This is a genomic window from Pseudomonas sp. GW821-FHT02H06, assembly GCF_059421525.1.
On record NZ_JBWKVD010000002.1, the window covers coordinates 37,200 to 52,309 of the forward strand.

Consider the following 15,110-nt stretch of genomic DNA (forward strand, 5'->3'; position numbering starts at 1 on the left):
CGCGTTCGTCAAAAAGGTCTGCTAGCATCGCCGCGCTCATGCCCGAGCCAGACAGCCTGCGTTCATGCTTTTTTTACGCTCGACCGTTTATCGTTCGCGCAACAGTTTGTAATACAAATCAAGAGAGCCTTGCCATGAGCGGGCTCCAGCCGGGGGAATGATGGATCTTTGGACCGCCGCACAGGCACTGATACTTGGAGTTGTAGAAGGGCTCACGGAGTTTTTGCCGATTTCCAGTACGGGCCATCAGATCATCGTTGCGGATCTGATCGGTTTTGGCGGCGAGCGCGCGATGGCGTTCAATATCATTATTCAGTTGGGGGCGATCCTGGCGGTGATGTGGGAGTTTCGTCGCAAGATCCTCGACGTGGTCACCGGGCTGCCGACCCGGCCCGAAGCGCGGCGGTTCACCGCCAACCTCATCGTCGGCGTGCTGCCCGCCATGGTCCTCGGGGTGCTGTTTTCCGATCTGATCCACGAATACCTGTTCAACCCGATCACTGTCGCCGTTGCGTTGGTGCTGGGCGGTTTCATCATGCTCTGGGCCGAGCGCCGCGAGCATGTGATTCACGCCGAGACCGTGGATGAGATGACCTGGGTGGATGCGCTGAAGGTCGGCTTCGCGCAATGCCTGGCGATGATTCCGGGAACTTCGCGGTCGGGCTCGACCATCATCGGCGGGCTGCTGTTCGGTCTGTCACGCAAGACCGCCACCGAGTTTTCATTCTTTCTGGCGATGCCGACCATGATCGCGGCTTCGGTGTACTCGGGGTACAAATACCGTCACCTGTTCCAGCCCGACGACCTGCCGGTGTTCGCCATCGGCTTCATCGCCGCGTTCATCTTCGCGATGATCGCCGTGCGCGGTTTGCTCAAGTTCATCGCGACCCACAGCTATGACGTGTTCGCCTGGTACCGCATCGCGTTTGGCTTGCTGATCCTGGCGACCTGGCAATTCGGCTGGGTCGACTGGTCCAGCGTGCAGGGCTGATCTTCCGATGACTCAACGCTTCGAACCGCAAAACCCGGGTCGCCCGGCCGCTGCTAAACCCGTCGCCGTGCGCTTTCTGAAACTCAAGCTGCTGGCGCTGCTGTTGCTGTGCGGCCTTCCGGTTTACGGGGTCGTCACGTATTGGACGAGCGGCGTCAGCTGGCTGCCCGCGGCGATCTACGCACTGATGAGCGTCGTCGCATTTGCCCTGTATGGCTACGACAAGAAGCAGGCCCGGCACAGCGGACAGCGCACGCCGGAAAAGCTGCTGCACGGGATCGAACTGCTCGGTGGCTGGCCCGGCGCGCTGCTGGCTCAGCAGGTGTTTCGCCACAAGACGCGCAAGTTTTCCTACCAGTTGGTGTTCTGGCTGATTGTCCTGCTGCACGAGTTGTTCTGGATGGACCGTCTGCTGTTCGGCGGTCGCCTGATCTCGCGGCATCTGTTCTGAGCCGTTTTTAAGCAGACGCGGCGACGGTTATAGCTTCAACGCCACCTGCCTGCGCTTCGACAGTTTGCCGACCACCAATTGATGGGAGCGGGTCAGCAAGTCCTTCAGCTCGTCTTCGCCCATGGCGAACGGGTAGGTGAGGGTGATCCAGTGGGCGCGGGCCAGGTATGGCGCAGGGCGTATGCCCGGACGGTCGACGTAGCCGAGAAACAACTCGGCGCCGACCTTGAACGACAGGTCGTTGCCCGCCAGGCCCATCACCGCGAACATCTTGGTGTCCGCGATGGAGAACACCCTGACGCCGCCCCATTTGTAATCCTCCCGCGCGCCCGGAAGATTCAGGCAGAACGCGGCGACGTCTTCAATCTGCATGGGAGTGTTCCTGAATGCGGGTGAGGGGTGACCGGCAGCCTGCGTTAACCATTTGAACGACCGCCATTCGACGCCAGGTCCGCCAGAATCGGGCAGTCCGGGCGGCGGTCGCCCTGGCAGTGGCTGACCAGGTTCTGCAGGGTGTCACGCAGGCCGGCCAGTTCCTCAATCTTCTGGTTGAGCTCGACGATGTGCTTGTGGGCCAGCGCCTTGACGTCGGCGCTGGCGCGCCCGCGGTCCTGCCAGAGGGTCAGCAGTTTGCCGACTTCTTCCAGGGAAAACCCCAGGTCTCGCGATCGTTTGATGAACGCCAGGGTGTGCAGCTCGTTCGGGCCATACAGGCGATAGCCGCTGTCGGTGCGGGTGGCGGCCGGAAGCAGGCCGATGGATTCGTAATAGCGAATCATCTTGGCGCTGAGGCCGCTGCGTTTGGCGGCTTGTCCGATGTTCATGAGGCGTCTCCCGTGTCGTTGGGCGTGTCTTTGGGGTCGTCTTTGGATTCGTTGTTGGGTGTCCAGGTTTTCAACAGCAGGGCGTTGCTCACCACGCTGACGCTGGACAAGGCCATGGCTGCGCCCGCCAGCACCGGGTTGAGCAGGCCGAACGCCGCCAGCGGAATGCCGATCAGGTTATAAACGAAGGCCCAGAACAGGTTCTGGCGGATCTTCGCGTAGGTCTTGCGGCTGATGTCGAGGGCGGCGGGGATCAGCCGCGGGTCGCCACGCATCAGGGTGATGCCGGCGGCGTGCATGGCCACGTCCGTGCCGCCGCCCATGGCGATGCCGATGTCGGCGGCGGCCAGGGCAGGGGCGTCGTTGATGCCGTCACCAACCATCGCCACCACGCCGGTTTTCTTCAGCGCCATGACTGTCGCGGCTTTGTCGGCAGGCAACACTTCGGCGTGCACGTCGCGGATGCCCAGCGCCTCGGCCACCACCCTGGCGCTGCCGGGATTGTCACCCGTCAGCAAGTGGCTGCTGATGTGCCGGGCGTTCAGTTGCGCGATGGCCTCAACAGCGCCTGTCTTGAGCGTGTCGCCGAAAGCAAACAGGCCAATCACCCGACGCTGCGGGCTCAGTTCGATCAGCCAGGACAGCGTACGGCCTTCGGCTTCCCATGCCTGAGCGCGCTCGTTCAGAACGTCCCCGGCCAAGCCGCCTTCGTCCAGCAAGCCGCTTTCCTGCAGCAAGCGGTGATTACCCAGCGCCAACTCGCGGCCTCGAAGGGTGCCGGCGATACCGCGTCCGGCCAGCGCGCGGCTATTGCCGACGTTATCCAGGCTCAGCCCGCGTTCGGCGGTCACGTCCAGCACTGCTTTGGCCAATGGGTGCTCGCTGCCACGCTGCAGCGCACCGGCCAGTTGCAGCAAGGTGTTTTCATCACCGTCGAGCGCGGCCATGTGGGCAATGCGCGGCCTGCCGGAAGTCAGCGTGCCGGTCTTGTCGAAGACCACCGTGGTGACTTCATGGGCGCGTTCCAGGGCTTCGGCGTCCTTGATCAAAATGCCGTGGCGTGCGGCCACGCCGGTGCCGGCCATGATCGCAGTCGGCGTCGCCAGCCCGAGGGCACAGGGGCAGGCGATGACCAGCACGGTGACGGCGTTGATCAGCGCAGCTTCCAGTGACGCGCCAGCCATCAGCCACCCTGCCAGCGTCGCGACGGCAATCAAAAGGACCACGGGCACGAACACCTGACTGACCTTGTCGACCAGTTTCTGGATCGGCGCCTTGGCAGACTGTGCGTCTTCCACCAGGCGGATGATGCGGGCCAGCACGGTTTCCGCGCCCAGCGCCTGGGTGCTGATCAGCAGCCGGCCCTCGCCATTGATCGCGCCGCCGGTGACCCTGTCGCCGGGCTGTTTCGGCACCGGCAGGCTCTCGCCGCTGATCAGGGCTTCGTCGGCGTGGCTCTGGCCTTCGAGCACCTCGCCATCCACCGGAAAGCACTCGCCGGGTTTTACCACCACCGTATCGCCGACGCTCAATTCGCTGATGGCAACGTCCACTTCCTGCCCGTCCACCCACCGGATCGCCCGCTCTGGGCGCAAGGCTTCCAGGGCCCGGATCGCGCTGGCGGTCTGGCGCTTGGCGTTGCTCTCCAGGTATTTGCCGAGCAGGACCAGGGCGATGACCACCGCCGAGGCCTCGAAATACAGGTGCGGCATCGTGCCGGGGCCAGCGCTTAGCCATTGGTACACGCTCAAACCGTAACCGGCGCTGGTGCCCAACGCGACGAGCAGGTCCATGTTGCCAGCACCCGCGCGCACGGCTTTCCAGGCGGCGACATAAAAGCGCGCGCCGAGGAGGAATTGCACGGGGGTGGCCAGAGCAAACTGCAACCATGCCGGCAGCATCCCGTGGACGCCGAACGGCTGCAGCAGCATTGGCAAGACCAGCGGCAGTGCGAGCACGATGGCCACGATCAACTGCCAGCGCTCGGTGTCGTGGCGTTTGCGCTGGTCGGCGTGCTGGGTGGCTGGGTCCTGTTCGAGACTGGCGCTGTAGCCGGCCTTGTCGACGGCGGCCACCAGCACAGCCGGGTCGATCTGCCTGCTGACCTCGACGTGGGCGCGTTCGTTGGCGAGGTTGACCGTGGCAACTTGAACGCCGGGCACTTTGCGAAGTGCGCGCTCGACCCGGCCGGCGCAACTGGCGCAGGTCATGCCGGTAATGGGCAGATCAAATGTGTGGGCACTGGGCATCGCGGGCACTCCGGCAAGTCGATTGCCAGTAAGGATCAACCTTGCCCTTCTGGCAAGGTCAAGAGGTGCACAGCGTTGAATGTGTTGACTGGATCGTTTGCACGCTCCCACGCAGGACAGCCCATTGGCAACCTGCGACAATCCCAGCCCCTTTCGGCCAGGCGAGCGGCAAACCGTGTACGACTTCAACGATTTGTACTACTTCGTGCAGGTGGTCGAGAACAAGGGGTTCGCGGCCGCCGCGCGCAAGATCGAGGTGCCGAAGACCAAGCTCAGCCGGCGCATTGCTCAGTTGGAGGATCGTCTGGGGGTGCGGCTGATCCAGCGCACCACGCGCAAATTCACGGTGACCGAGGTGGGGCTGGATTATTACCGGCACTGTGTGGCGATGCTGGTGGAGGCCGATGCCGCCGAGAAGGTGGTCGAGCAGTCGAGGTCCGAGCCCCAGGGCATCGTGCGCATCAGTTGCCCGCCGGCGCTGGGTTCGATGGGGGTGAGTGACACGATCGCGAAGTTTCTGGTGCTGCACCCGAAAGTGCAGGTTCAGGTGGAGAGCACTAACCGTCGGGTGGATGTGTTGGGGGAGGGGTATGACATCGCGCTGAGGGTGCGTTTTCCGCCGCTGGACGATGAGAATCTGGTGATGAAGGTGTTGGGCGAGAGCCATCAGCGGTTGGTGGTTCGCCCCTCGTTGCTGGAGGGCAGGACGATTCGAACGCCGCAGGAGTTGGTGGGGCTGCCGAGTATGGATCTGGCGCCGGCGAACCGTGAGCACCGTTGGGTGTTGATCGGGCCGGAGGGTGAGCGGATCGAGGTTGCTCATCAGCCGCGCTTGGTGACGTCGGATCTGGATGCGTTGCACCGGGCGGCGGTGGAGGGTGTGGGGGTGGTGCAGATGCCGGAGATTATGGTTCGGCATTCGTTGCATGAGGGGCGGCTGGTTGAGTTGTTGCCGGGGTTTCGTCCGCCGAGTGGGTTGATTCATGCGGTGTTTCCTTCTCGGCGGGGGTTGTTGCCGTCGGTGCGGGGGTTGGTGGATTTGCTGGCGGAGGATTTTGGGGCGAATGAGAAGGCGGATCGGGAGGCGTGTGAGTTGGCGGGGCATCTGTAGGCTTTTTCAAGATCAACATCAAGATCAAGGGCGTCTGCCTGGGGGCAGACTGTTTCGCCTTCGGCGAGTTACTTGGAAAAGCACCCCAAGTAACCAAGGGTGCTTGCTCCTGGTTGGGCCCTTCGTTCCTCAGGGTTCCTTCACTCCGGTCTCGCTCCGTGGGCCCGCCGCCATCCGCCATCCATGGCGGGGGGCGGCTCTCGCGGCATCCATGCCGCTCGGCCCACTCCGCGAGACCTGCGTTCAGCCTGCACCCAAGTCGCGATTGGCGGTGTCTGGACCTTTTGTGTTTGAAGATCAAGATCAAGAGCAGATCAAGGGCTTCCCGGCTGAAGCCGGTCCTACAGTCGGAGCCGATCCCACTGACTGAACGCGCTGCTTTTAGTGGGACCGGCTTTAGCCGGGAAGAGGCCGGTGCAGACGCCATCAATTTATGATCGTGCCCACGCTCTGCGTGGGTATGCATCCTGGGACGCTCTGCGTCCATTCACGGCAAAATCCGGATCTACTGACTGAACGCGCTGCTGTTAGTGGGACCGGCTTTAGCCGGGAAGGGGCAGGAAGGAGCGATATCCATGTCGGGATTTTCCGCAGATGCCTCGAACCAACATCGATCGCACATTTCTGATTGTCCTGTAAGTGGGACGATCTATCGCGTTTGCACCCTCTAATCACGCATTACCTCACAGGGTAGGATGACGCCACTTGATCGCCAGGCGGCGATTCTCACCTTGGGAAGCACTTTATGAAACTCTTGCACATCGATTCCAGCATCCTCGGCGATCACTCCGCTTCGCGTCAGTTGAGCCGCAGTGTCGTTCAGTCTTTTACCGCTATCACCCCTGATACTCAGGTGGTTTACCGCGATCTGGCGAATGAGCCACTCAATCATTTCTCCGGCGCCACGCTGGCCGCTGCCGGTACGCCGGTGGAAGGGCGTGACGCGGCGCAGAGGCTGGAAGTGGAAACCAACGAAGCGACGCTGGAAGAGTTTCTGTCGTCGGACGTGGTGGTCATCGGTGCGCCGATGTACAACTTCAGCATCCCGAGCCAGTTGAAGGCGTGGATTGACCGCATCTGTGTGGCCGGCCGCACCTTCCGCTACACCGAAGCCGGTCCGGAAGGGCTGTGCAAGGGTAAGAAAGTGATCGTCGTGTCGACCACCGGCGGTCTGCATCAGGGGCTGCCGAGCGGTGCCGGCCATGACGACCTGCTCAAGGTGGTGTTCGGTTTCATTGGCGTCACCGACCTGCACTTTGTCGTCGCCGAAGGTCTGGCTTATGGCGACGAGCCCCGTGCCGCTGCCATGGCTGCCGCGCAGAAGCACATCAGCGAAACGCTGTTCGCGTAAGCCCGACCCGTCGAGCGTTCCCGCGAGGGGCTCGAAGCGATAAAAAAGCGCCACCCGAAAGCCCTGTCATCACCGGCCTGCACGCCGTCTTTTGACGGGGCTTTCGTCGTTTTGCGGCCGCACGTTCAGCCCCGCGACAGCCTTTATGACTTCTTTGCGCGTAACCTCTTCGAAGCACCGTAGAATGCCGGCCCATCCGGTCGGTTCTGCGTCAAACGGCGGCCGACGTCTTCAATTCATCGAGCTTGGCCCGCCTTGTGCACCATTGATCCTCAAACGTTTCGGAATGTTATCGAACCCCACGGGTCAGATAGCGACAGACGCCGTTTTCGCGGGGCTTTGGCCCTTGAGCGTCTGAATGGCCAGGCATGGGTTGATAAGGTGAGGGGCATTGCAATGATGCGTCTTTGTGCAGTGATGATGATCAGCCTGCTGGGCAGCCTGATTTCGGTGCAGGCCAGTGAGCTGCAGAGCTGGAGCGTGGGCTTTCACGAGCTGACGTTTCTCGATCCGCTGGATTCCCGGCCCATGCACGCCTACGCCTTTTACCCCTCCACCGACGATGAGCACGTCACCCGCGTTCAGGGTTATCCGATTGAGGCGTCGGAAGACGCGACCATTGCCATGGGCCGTTTCCCGCTGCTGATGCTGTCTCACGGCAACACCGGCACGCCGCTGGCGCAACATGACTTGGCGACGTCCTTGGCGCGCAAGGGGTTTGTCGTCGTGGCGGTGTTCCATCCGGGCGACAACTACATGGACCACAGCCGTCTGGGCAGCCTGAGCAATCTCTACGGCCGCCCGCTGCAAATATCCGAAGCCATCAGTGCCGCATTGATCGACCCGATGCTGTCGCCGTACATCAGCGCGCGTCGGGTTGGGGTGATCGGTTATTCGGCGGGTGGCGAAACGGCATTGATTCTCGCCGGTGCCCAGCCTGATCTGCAGCGTCTGCGCCATTACTGCACCGAGCGCCCGCAGGACCGGGATGCCTGCAAGACCCAGGGCGAACTGGTGGCGGACCGTGATGACCTGCACGCCCAGGCCGATCCCCGGGTAGGCGCATTGATGTTGATGGCGCCGCTGGGGTTGATGTTTGGTCGGCAGACCCTGGCGGATGTGCACGTGCCGGTGTTGCTGTACAGCGGCGACGGCGACGAACTGCTCGCCATCGACAAGAACGCCGAAGCGCTGGCGCGCAAGCTGCCCGATGTCTCGGATTTCAAACTGTTCGCCGGGGCGGGGCACTTTGTGTTCATGGCGCCCTGTGATGACGAGCAACGCGCCACCCAGCCCGGGCTGTGCACCGACGCCATTGGCGTCAACCGCGAAAGCATTCACCGCGACCTGAGCACGGAAGCCGTGCGCTTTTTCGGCACCGCTCTGGGCTCGCCAACCAGCACCGCCGGGATGCAGACCGCCGCCCATCGCGAGTTCGAACCTGCCAACACCCTGGATCAGTAAGGCTCACTTAGAACCTCAGCCCACCCGCGCCGCCTACTGGGTGTCCGCCGCGGGTGAGGGCATCGGTTTGCCACGAATCACTTTGCCGCGTCGCTCGGCAATCTCCCGCGCCTGACCATCACGCTGCCCGCCGGTACGTGCCTCGCTGATCAACGCCGGAATCAGCGGCCCTTCCGGCAGATTTTTCCAGAACCGCGCCGGCAGATGGCCCTGCATGACTTTCGGATTGAGCCGCGCCGGATTGAAGATATGGCTGTAGTAGGTCAACCAGAGATTGCCATGGGGATCGTCGGCATTGCGCGCCAGCGACTGCCACGCCTCTGGGCACACAGGCTGGTGAATCAGCTGTTTGCCGTCATAGAACACACCGTCCTTGGGCGTCGCGATCATCCAGCGATGACGACCCATGCGCCCGATGAAATGCTCACTGGCGGTGCGCAGAATGTCGTGGGCGGGCTCGTGCCATGCGACGTATTCCGGCAGGCAGGTCATCTCCAGCAACGCCGCCTTGGCCGCGACGTCTTCGGCATTGTCGATCACCGGCAGCGCCACGAAGCGCAAGAATGCATGCAGATGATGGGCTTCACGGCTGACCTGTTTCAGGCGCCGGTGCAGTTCGCTGCCGAGTTTGTCGCCGGCCAACATGGCCGTGCGATCACCGTGACTGACCCGCCACAGCACCTCATACAACAACGTCCAGCGCTGATCGCCGCAGAATTGCGCCGCGTTTTGCAGCAGCTCCAGCAATTCCAGCGGAATGCGCGCGCGGAACGGACCGGGTTCGTCGGGGTAATCGGTGTCGCTGGCGAACAGGTCGGCGTCCTGCTGCACGCTCCAGCTCACTTGGTCCGGGTTGATCTGATGGCTCATCAGCCAGCGCGCCTGCTGCCGCCAGGTGTCGAATGAGTCGGCGCAATCAAGAATGATCATCCCCACAGCGCCATTTGTTGCGGCTGCGGTTTGTCCCGCAGTTGCTCGCGCAGATCGATGCTTGAACTCTCGGCCTGACGCGGATGGTAGTCGCTGGTGATGATGAACGGCTTGGCCTTGGCCAGCACGCAGCGCAGACGGGTCAGGTCTTCATAGCGAATGCGGCGCTGGCGGCGCAACTCGACCAGACGCTTGGTGGTGCGGATGCCAATGCCGGGGATCCGCGCGATCATCGCCGGCTCCGCGCGGTTGAGGTCCAGCGGGAAGATGTCGCGGTGCTCCAGCGCCCAGGCCAGTTTCGGGTCGATGTCCAGCGCCAGATGCCCCGGGCCTTGCAGCAACTCGTTGGCGCTGTAGCCATAGCTGCGCAGCAGGAAGTCAGCCTGATACAGGCGGTGCTCGCGCATCAACGGCGGCGCGGCGTGGGGCACGCTTTTCGGGCTGTTGGGAATCGGACTGAACGCGGAGTAGTAGACGCGCTTGAGGCGGAAGTCGCCGTACAGCGATTCAGCAGTGTGCAGGATGGTGCTGTCATCGGTTTCGTCGGCACCGACAATCATCTGCGTGCTTTGCCCGGCCGGCGTGAATTTCGGCGCCCGCGGCTCGTTGAGAATGGTTTGCTGGCCGGTGTAGATGATTTGCATGGCCTGCTTGATCGAGCCCATTTCCTTTTCCGGCGCGAGGGTCTGCAGGCCCAGCTGGGTCGGCAGCTCGATGTTGACGCTCAGGCGATCGGCGTAGCGGCCGGCCTCTTCGATCAGCGCGGGATCGGCTTCGGGGATCGTCTTCAGGTGGATGTAGCCACGGAACTCGTGGTCTTCACGCAGCAGTTTGGCCACGCGAATCAGCTGTTCCATGGTGTAGTCCGCCGAGCGGATGATCCCGGAACTGAGAAACAAACCGCTGACGCAGTTGCGGCGGTAGAAGTCCATGGTCAGCGTGACCACTTCTTCGGGGCTGAAGCGTGCGCGGGGCACGTCGCTGGACCGGCGATTGACGCAGTACTGGCAATCGTACAGACAGAAGTTGGTAAGGAGGATTTTCAGCAGCGAGACACAGCGCCCGTCAGGGGTGTAACTGTGGCAGATGCCCATGCCGGTGCTTGAGCCGAGGCCGGATTTGCCCTCGGAACTGCGCTTGGGTGCGGCACTGCTGGCGCAGGAAGCGTCGTACTTGGCCGCGTCGGCGAGGATGCTCAGCTTGTCGATCAGCTGCATGGATTTTCTCGATACTGTTTTTATGTACAGTATCGAGTTGTCCGGGGATGAACAAGGGCCGATCGGATGGATGGCCGGTCGATCAACTGATGCGCTGTACCAATTCCTTCAATTCACCAAAATCTTTGACGCGATGGAAGTTGGCATTCCCCATGAAGGCCGAGAAATCCGTATCGCCATACCCCGCCACTTGCGCACCGGCACCCAGTCCGGCCTCGACGCCCGGAATGCTGTCTTCCACCAGCAGGCACTGAGTGGGCGGCAGGCCCAGCAATTCTGCAGCGTGTTCGATCAGTATCGGGGACGGTTTCCACGATTGCACTTCATAGGCACTGACGATCAGGCCATGGAACACGTCCAGCAGGCCGACGGTGCTCAGACAGGTTTCGATCTTGCTGCGCGGGCCGTTGGAGGCGACACATTTAGGCAGCGACAGGTTGCGCACGAACTCGACCGCGCCGGGCATTTCTTCCAGCCGCTCCCTCAGCAGCGGCAGGGTGCGCGCGCGGAATTCGGTTTCGATGTCGTCGCTGGGCAGCCACGGATAGTCGCGGCACAGGCCTTCCAGGCACAGCGCAAACTGCACGCCACGAAAGCGTTGCAGCACCTCGTCAACGGTCAGCAACACCTGGTGTTTATTGAGGATGTCGCGCAGCAAGCCGGCGGCGAGCCGTTCGCTGTCAACCAGGGTTCCGTCGCAGTCAAAAATGACGCCGGCAATATTCAAACAGGGTTCTCCTTGTTTCTCGATCAGGTTGCTTGATCGGAATGCATGTGCAGATGTCTGGAATCCGGGTAGGGGCTGTTCGACCGGCATTATCCCGAAAAGTTGGCATTGATGTCCGGGCACTGACTTACGGTACGGCCCGTTCGGTCCACCCTACGGCAGTGCAGGCCTTTGAACAGTAGTGCGAGCAGGCCGACGGCTTGATCGTCAGGCCTGCACATGAAGCGCCGGTTACAGCTCGACCGGCGTGACCAGCGTCCCTTTCTCGAAATGACCATTGACGTTGGCGAACACCAGATCGGCCATGGCCTGGCGCGTTTCGTAGGTCCCCGAGCCGATGTGCGGGGTCAGCACCACATTGTCCAGCTTCAACAGCTCGGCTGGCACGTTGGGTTCGTCTTCGAACACGTCGAGGCCGGCGCCGGCGATTTCCGAGGCCAGCAGCGAAGCTACGAGGGCCTTCTCGTCGACAACGCTGCCGCGAGCGACGTTGATCAGAAAAGACTTGGGTCCGAGCGCCCTAAGCACTTCGGCGTCGATCAGGTGCTGGGTGTCCGGGCCACCGGGGACGATGACAATCAGGTAGTCCGAGTCCTGAGCCAGGTGCTGAAGGTTGTCGTAGTGCTGGTAGGACACATCTTCATAGGCACGACCACGGCGGAAGTAGGCGATGTTCATCTCGAACGCGGCGGCGCGTTTGGCGATGGTCTTGCCGATCTTGCCCAGACCGACGATGCCGCAGGTCTTGCCGCACAGGTCGTTGCCCAAGGGAAATTTGCCGTTGGGCCACTGGCCGGCCCGCACGAAGCGCTCCGCTTCGCTGATGCGCCGGGACACGCCGAGCATCAGCGCCATGGCGGTTTCTGCGACGGCGTTGTTGAGCACGTCGGGGGTGTTGCTCAGTTTGATGCCACGGCGCGCCAGGTACTGAGTGTCGACCGCGTCATAGCCGACGCCGAAGCTGTTGACCACCTCCAGATTCGGCAGGCGATCGAGAATAGCGTTGTCGGTGCCGAACACGCCGCTGGTGACGACGCCGCGCACCTTGGTCCCGTGCTGGTCGGCCCAGGTGTCGATGTCGTTGATGTCGGCGAGTTTGTGCACGCGGTAATCGCGCTCGAGGTTTTGCATCAGCGAGGCGTGCATCGGGCCCCAGACCAGAATGTCGGCTTTCTTGTCACTCATTGTGTTCTCCTTCGTCAGGCCAGATAGGTGTCGGTGCTCAGCACCTCGGCATAGGCAAAGCCCAACGCTGACATGAATGCGGCGTGAACCTGGGCGGCAGGCACTACGCTGCCTTCGAATTCCAGGTCGCGGCTGGCGCAGGCGTCGTGGATGACTTTGACGGTGTAACCGAGGTCCGCCGCCGCACGGGTGGTGGCGTCGATGCACATGTGGCTCATGGAACCGATGATGACCAGGTTCTCGATGCCTTTGTCTTTGAGCAGCGCTTGCAGCCCGGTTTCGCGGAACGAGTTGGGGAAATGCTTGAGCACTACCGTTTCGCTTTCGAGGTTCAGGACTTTGGGGTGCAGCTTTGCGCCATCGGAGCCAGGGGTGAAGAAGGGGGCGTCGGCGCCTGATTCATGGCGGATGAACACGACCAGATCCCCGGCGTCCCGAGCGGCCTGAATCACCTTGGCGGCGTTGTCGGCGGCGGCATCGGCGCCTGCGAGGGGCCATTTGCCGCCGGGAAAGTAGTCGTTCTGGATATCGACTACGATGAGCGCTGTGGTGGACATTCGGGCTTCCTTGTTGAATGGGTAGGGTGGGTCAGAGTAATGCCTGCCCGAGCGTAGGGCCACTCCCGCTTCGCAGCTTGAACGCAATGCTTTTTGTAGGGCCGTATCCAGCCCTGTTTGAATCAGCAGCGCTCCCCGCTGTCCATAGCCCGCCACCCCGTTTGAGTAACCAGCGAGAAGTCATGCCCGTGAATGGAATCAGCCGCCACCTCTATGCCCTAGCCAGCCTGATCCTGCTGGCGGTCCTCGCCGGTTGCAGTTCGCAACGCAGCCAGGAACCCGCGCCGGAACCCTCGGTGGTGCGCAGTGAAATCGTGCGGTTGTTGCCCGCCACTGTCGCCGACCGCCAGGGCTGGGCCCAGGATATTCAGCGGGCATTCGAGGCGCAGCACATCAGCCCCAGCGTTGAAAACCTCTGTTCCGTGCTGGCCGTGACCGAGCAGGAATCCAACTTCCAGGTCGACCCGGCCGTCCCCGGTATGGGCAAGATCGCCCAGGATGAAATCGACCGTCGCGCCAGCAAGGCGCACATCCCCAACCTGCTGGTGCGCAGCGCACTGGACATCCGCTCCTCGACCGGCAAGACCTTCAACGAACGCCTCAGCGCCGCCCGCACGGAAAAAGACCTGAGCGCGATCTTCGATGACTTCATCGGCATGGTGCCGCTGGGTCGTACCCTGTTCGGCAATTTCAACCCCGTGCACACCGCCGGGCCCATGCAGGTCAGCATCGAATTTGCCGAGCGGCAGGCCCGGGATTATCCGTATCCGGTCGAGGGGTCTATTCGCCATGAAGTGTTCAGCCGTCGCGGCGGCATGTACTTCGGCATCGCCCACCTGCTGGGTTATCCGGTGAGCTATGACAGGCCGCTGTACCGCTTCGCCGACTTCAACGCCGGCTGGTACGCCAGCCGCAATGCGGCATTCCAGAGCGCTCTGGCGCGGGTGTCCGGCAAACGCCTGGCGCTGGATGGCGACCTGATCAGCTATGGTTTCGGCCCGGCGCTGGGGCAGACCGAACTGGCGGTTCGCAGCCTCTACCCGCAGCTGGACATGCGCAACACGACCATCCGCAGCCAGTTGGAGAAGGGCGAAACCCTGGCCTTCGAAGACACCGAGCTGTACGCGAAGATTTTCGCCATGGCCGACAAGGCCGCCGGCAAGCCGCTGCCGAGGGCGATTTTGCCGGGCATCGTGCTGGAAAGTCCGAAGATCACCCGCAAGCTGACCACGGCCTGGTTCGCCCAGCGGGTGGAAGAGCGGCGGGTTCGCTGCATGGCGCGGGCGTCCGGGTCATTGAAGTGAGGGCGTGATTGTCAAAAGCTTCCCGGCTAAAGCCGGTCCCACATTCAATTTGCAGGAGGCACCCTTGTGAGCCGTGACATCGAAACACCGATCATCATCACCAGCAGCAACCCGGTGGCCGAAGAGCAGGCCGCGGATGCTCAGGTCGCTGACGCCATGCTGTTCGGATCGCCGAAAGACCGGCTGGACTTCTACCGCAAGGAAATCCAGTACGAGACGGCCATCCTCTCCAACCGCACCAACGCCTATTTGTCCGCGCAATCGTTTCTGGTGATCGCCTTCGCCTCGTCGATGGCTAACCTTAATCCGGAGTGGGGCAAGATGTTCACGCTGGTGGTTCCCCCATTTTTGACACTGCTCGGGCTGATCAGCTCCATGCACGCCTGGCCCGGCATCCGCGCCGCTTACGAAATCATCGATCACTGGCATTTCAAGCAGGCTCAGTTGCTCAGCAGCCAGCCGGCCATGGGGCTCGCCTACGACGACTCGCCCCTGTTCAGCGAGCACGAATCCAGCGAGAAGGGCTATCGTAAATCGCTGATGTTCTCCATGCGCACGCCGTGGTTGTTCACTGTGTTCTGGTTTTTGCTGGGGGCCTTTTCCATCTATGTTCAAGTGGTGGACAGCGTGTTTTAAGGCCGTGACGCTCGCGCTGATACAGAAACAGCGAAAACGGACTGATGTTACCTTGACACCAAGTCACGGCAGGCGTATTTCGTCTGCCCGGTTCACGCCCGTTGCAGCGCCTG

15 protein-coding genes are annotated in these 15,110 nt (G+C 62.2%); 7 read left to right on the forward strand and 8 right to left on the reverse strand.

Features of this window, described 5'->3' with window-relative positions; genetic code table 11:
- Window positions 1-160 precede the first annotated feature (160 nt).
- Both AC07VF_RS03260 and AC07VF_RS03265 read left to right on the forward strand, forming a co-directional pair.
- Entirely contained in the window at window positions 161-991 is an 831-nt protein-coding gene (locus AC07VF_RS03260) for an undecaprenyl-diphosphate phosphatase (protein WP_192172066.1), read from the forward strand.
- A gap of 7 nt (window positions 992-998) precedes the next feature.
- On the forward strand, window positions 999-1,442 hold the full coding sequence (locus tag AC07VF_RS03265) for a DUF1294 domain-containing protein (RefSeq protein ID WP_495008055.1): 444 nt from the start codon (window positions 999-1,001) through the stop codon (window positions 1,440-1,442).
- A gap of 27 nt (window positions 1,443-1,469) precedes the next feature.
- Here AC07VF_RS03265 and AC07VF_RS03270 read toward each other — a convergent pair whose 3' ends face one another.
- Genes AC07VF_RS03270 through AC07VF_RS03280 form a run of 3 tightly spaced genes read right to left on the reverse strand, consistent with a single transcriptional unit; the run spans window position 1,470 to window position 4,635 of the window.
- Window positions 1,470-1,814, reverse strand: coding sequence for an MmcQ/YjbR family DNA-binding protein (locus AC07VF_RS03270; protein ID WP_495008056.1), 345 nt, complete (start codon window positions 1,812-1,814; stop codon window positions 1,470-1,472).
- Between the two features lie 44 nt (window positions 1,815-1,858).
- Window positions 1,859-2,266 (reverse strand): Cu(I)-responsive transcriptional regulator, encoded by a 408-nt coding sequence (gene cueR / locus AC07VF_RS03275; RefSeq protein WP_282372326.1) that lies wholly within the window; start codon window positions 2,264-2,266, stop codon window positions 1,859-1,861.
- Entirely contained in the window at window positions 2,263-4,635 is a 2,373-nt protein-coding gene (locus tag AC07VF_RS03280; protein WP_495008263.1) for a heavy metal translocating P-type ATPase, read from the reverse strand. Before AC07VF_RS03280 ends, cueR begins: the two co-directional genes overlap by 4 nt.
- Before the next feature lie 55 nt (window positions 4,636-4,690).
- Between AC07VF_RS03280 and AC07VF_RS03285 the strand changes: the two genes are divergently transcribed.
- From AC07VF_RS03285 to AC07VF_RS03295, 3 genes are all read left to right on the forward strand, one after another.
- The gene (locus AC07VF_RS03285; RefSeq protein WP_495008264.1) at window positions 4,691-5,626 is read left to right on the forward strand and encodes a LysR substrate-binding domain-containing protein; all 936 of its coding nucleotides are present in this window, start codon (window positions 4,691-4,693) and stop codon (window positions 5,624-5,626) included.
- 745 nt (window positions 5,627-6,371) lie between these two features.
- A complete protein-coding gene (locus AC07VF_RS03290; RefSeq protein ID WP_495008057.1) occupies window positions 6,372-6,977 on the forward strand; it encodes an FMN-dependent NADH-azoreductase in 606 nt (201 codons plus the stop codon).
- Window positions 6,978-7,373: 396 nt separating this feature from the next.
- Window positions 7,374-8,441, forward strand: coding sequence for an alpha/beta hydrolase family protein (locus tag AC07VF_RS03295; protein WP_192172059.1), 1,068 nt, complete (start codon window positions 7,374-7,376; stop codon window positions 8,439-8,441).
- Window positions 8,442-8,474: 33 nt separating this feature from the next.
- On the opposite strand, the gene AC07VF_RS03300 is transcribed toward AC07VF_RS03295, so the two are convergent.
- The 5 genes from AC07VF_RS03300 to AC07VF_RS03320 form a co-directional block, all read right to left on the reverse strand.
- On the reverse strand, window positions 8,475-9,371 hold the full coding sequence (locus AC07VF_RS03300) for a TIGR03915 family putative DNA repair protein (RefSeq protein ID WP_495008058.1): 897 nt from the start codon (window positions 9,369-9,371) through the stop codon (window positions 8,475-8,477).
- Window positions 9,368-10,588 carry a putative DNA modification/repair radical SAM protein gene (locus AC07VF_RS03305; RefSeq protein ID WP_495008059.1) on the reverse strand — a complete coding sequence of 407 codons (1,221 nt, stop codon included), beginning with the start codon at window positions 10,586-10,588 and terminating at the stop codon, window positions 9,368-9,370. Before AC07VF_RS03305 ends, AC07VF_RS03300 begins: the two co-directional genes overlap by 4 nt.
- Window positions 10,589-10,670: 82 nt before the next feature.
- On the reverse strand, window positions 10,671-11,315 hold the full coding sequence (locus AC07VF_RS03310) for an HAD family hydrolase (RefSeq protein ID WP_346626264.1): 645 nt from the start codon (window positions 11,313-11,315) through the stop codon (window positions 10,671-10,673).
- A gap of 231 nt (window positions 11,316-11,546) precedes the next feature.
- A complete protein-coding gene (locus AC07VF_RS03315) occupies window positions 11,547-12,500 on the reverse strand; it encodes a 2-hydroxyacid dehydrogenase (protein WP_495008060.1) in 954 nt (317 codons plus the stop codon).
- A 14-nt stretch (window positions 12,501-12,514) separates the two neighbouring features.
- Window positions 12,515-13,057: a cysteine hydrolase family protein gene (locus AC07VF_RS03320; protein ID WP_346626262.1), complete on the reverse strand. Its 543-nt coding sequence runs from the start codon at window positions 13,055-13,057 to the stop codon at window positions 12,515-12,517.
- A gap of 182 nt (window positions 13,058-13,239) precedes the next feature.
- On the opposite strand from AC07VF_RS03320, the gene AC07VF_RS03325 reads away from it, so the two are divergent.
- Both AC07VF_RS03325 and AC07VF_RS03330 read left to right on the forward strand, forming a co-directional pair.
- Entirely contained in the window at window positions 13,240-14,361 is a 1,122-nt protein-coding gene (locus tag AC07VF_RS03325) for a DUF1615 domain-containing protein (RefSeq protein ID WP_495008061.1), read from the forward strand.
- Window positions 14,362-14,517: 156 nt separating this feature from the next.
- The gene (locus tag AC07VF_RS03330; RefSeq protein ID WP_192172290.1) at window positions 14,518-14,997 is read left to right on the forward strand and encodes a hypothetical protein; all 480 of its coding nucleotides are present in this window, start codon (window positions 14,518-14,520) and stop codon (window positions 14,995-14,997) included.
- Window positions 14,998-15,110: the final 113 nt, after the last annotated feature.

Excerpts from the sequence above, each read along its gene's own strand:
- AC07VF_RS03295 (WP_192172059.1), top strand. The coding sequence starts at position 7,374 with ATGATGCGTCTTTGTGCAGTGATGATGATCAGCCTGCTGGGCAGCCTG.
- AC07VF_RS03330 (WP_192172290.1), top strand. The coding sequence starts at position 14,518 with ATGCTGTTCGGATCGCCGAAAGACCGGCTGGACTTCTACCGCAAGGAA.
- AC07VF_RS03305 (WP_495008059.1), bottom strand. The coding sequence starts at position 10,588 with ATGCAGCTGATCGACAAGCTGAGCATCCTCGCCGACGCGGCCAAGTAC.
- AC07VF_RS03315 (WP_495008060.1), bottom strand. The coding sequence starts at position 12,500 with ATGAGTGACAAGAAAGCCGACATTCTGGTCTGGGGCCCGATGCACGCC.
- AC07VF_RS03300 (WP_495008058.1), bottom strand. The coding sequence starts at position 9,371 with ATGATCATTCTTGATTGCGCCGACTCATTCGACACCTGGCGGCAGCAG.
- AC07VF_RS03290 (WP_495008057.1), top strand. The coding sequence starts at position 6,372 with ATGAAACTCTTGCACATCGATTCCAGCATCCTCGGCGATCACTCCGCT.
- AC07VF_RS03270 (WP_495008056.1), bottom strand. The coding sequence starts at position 1,814 with ATGCAGATTGAAGACGTCGCCGCGTTCTGCCTGAATCTTCCGGGCGCG.
- AC07VF_RS03265 (WP_495008055.1), top strand. The coding sequence starts at position 999 with ATGACTCAACGCTTCGAACCGCAAAACCCGGGTCGCCCGGCCGCTGCT.
- AC07VF_RS03320 (WP_346626262.1), bottom strand. The coding sequence starts at position 13,057 with ATGTCCACCACAGCGCTCATCGTAGTCGATATCCAGAACGACTACTTT.
- AC07VF_RS03260 (WP_192172066.1), top strand. The coding sequence starts at position 161 with ATGGATCTTTGGACCGCCGCACAGGCACTGATACTTGGAGTTGTAGAA.
- cueR (WP_282372326.1), bottom strand. The coding sequence starts at position 2,266 with ATGAACATCGGACAAGCCGCCAAACGCAGCGGCCTCAGCGCCAAGATG.
- AC07VF_RS03325 (WP_495008061.1), top strand. The coding sequence starts at position 13,240 with ATGCCCGTGAATGGAATCAGCCGCCACCTCTATGCCCTAGCCAGCCTG.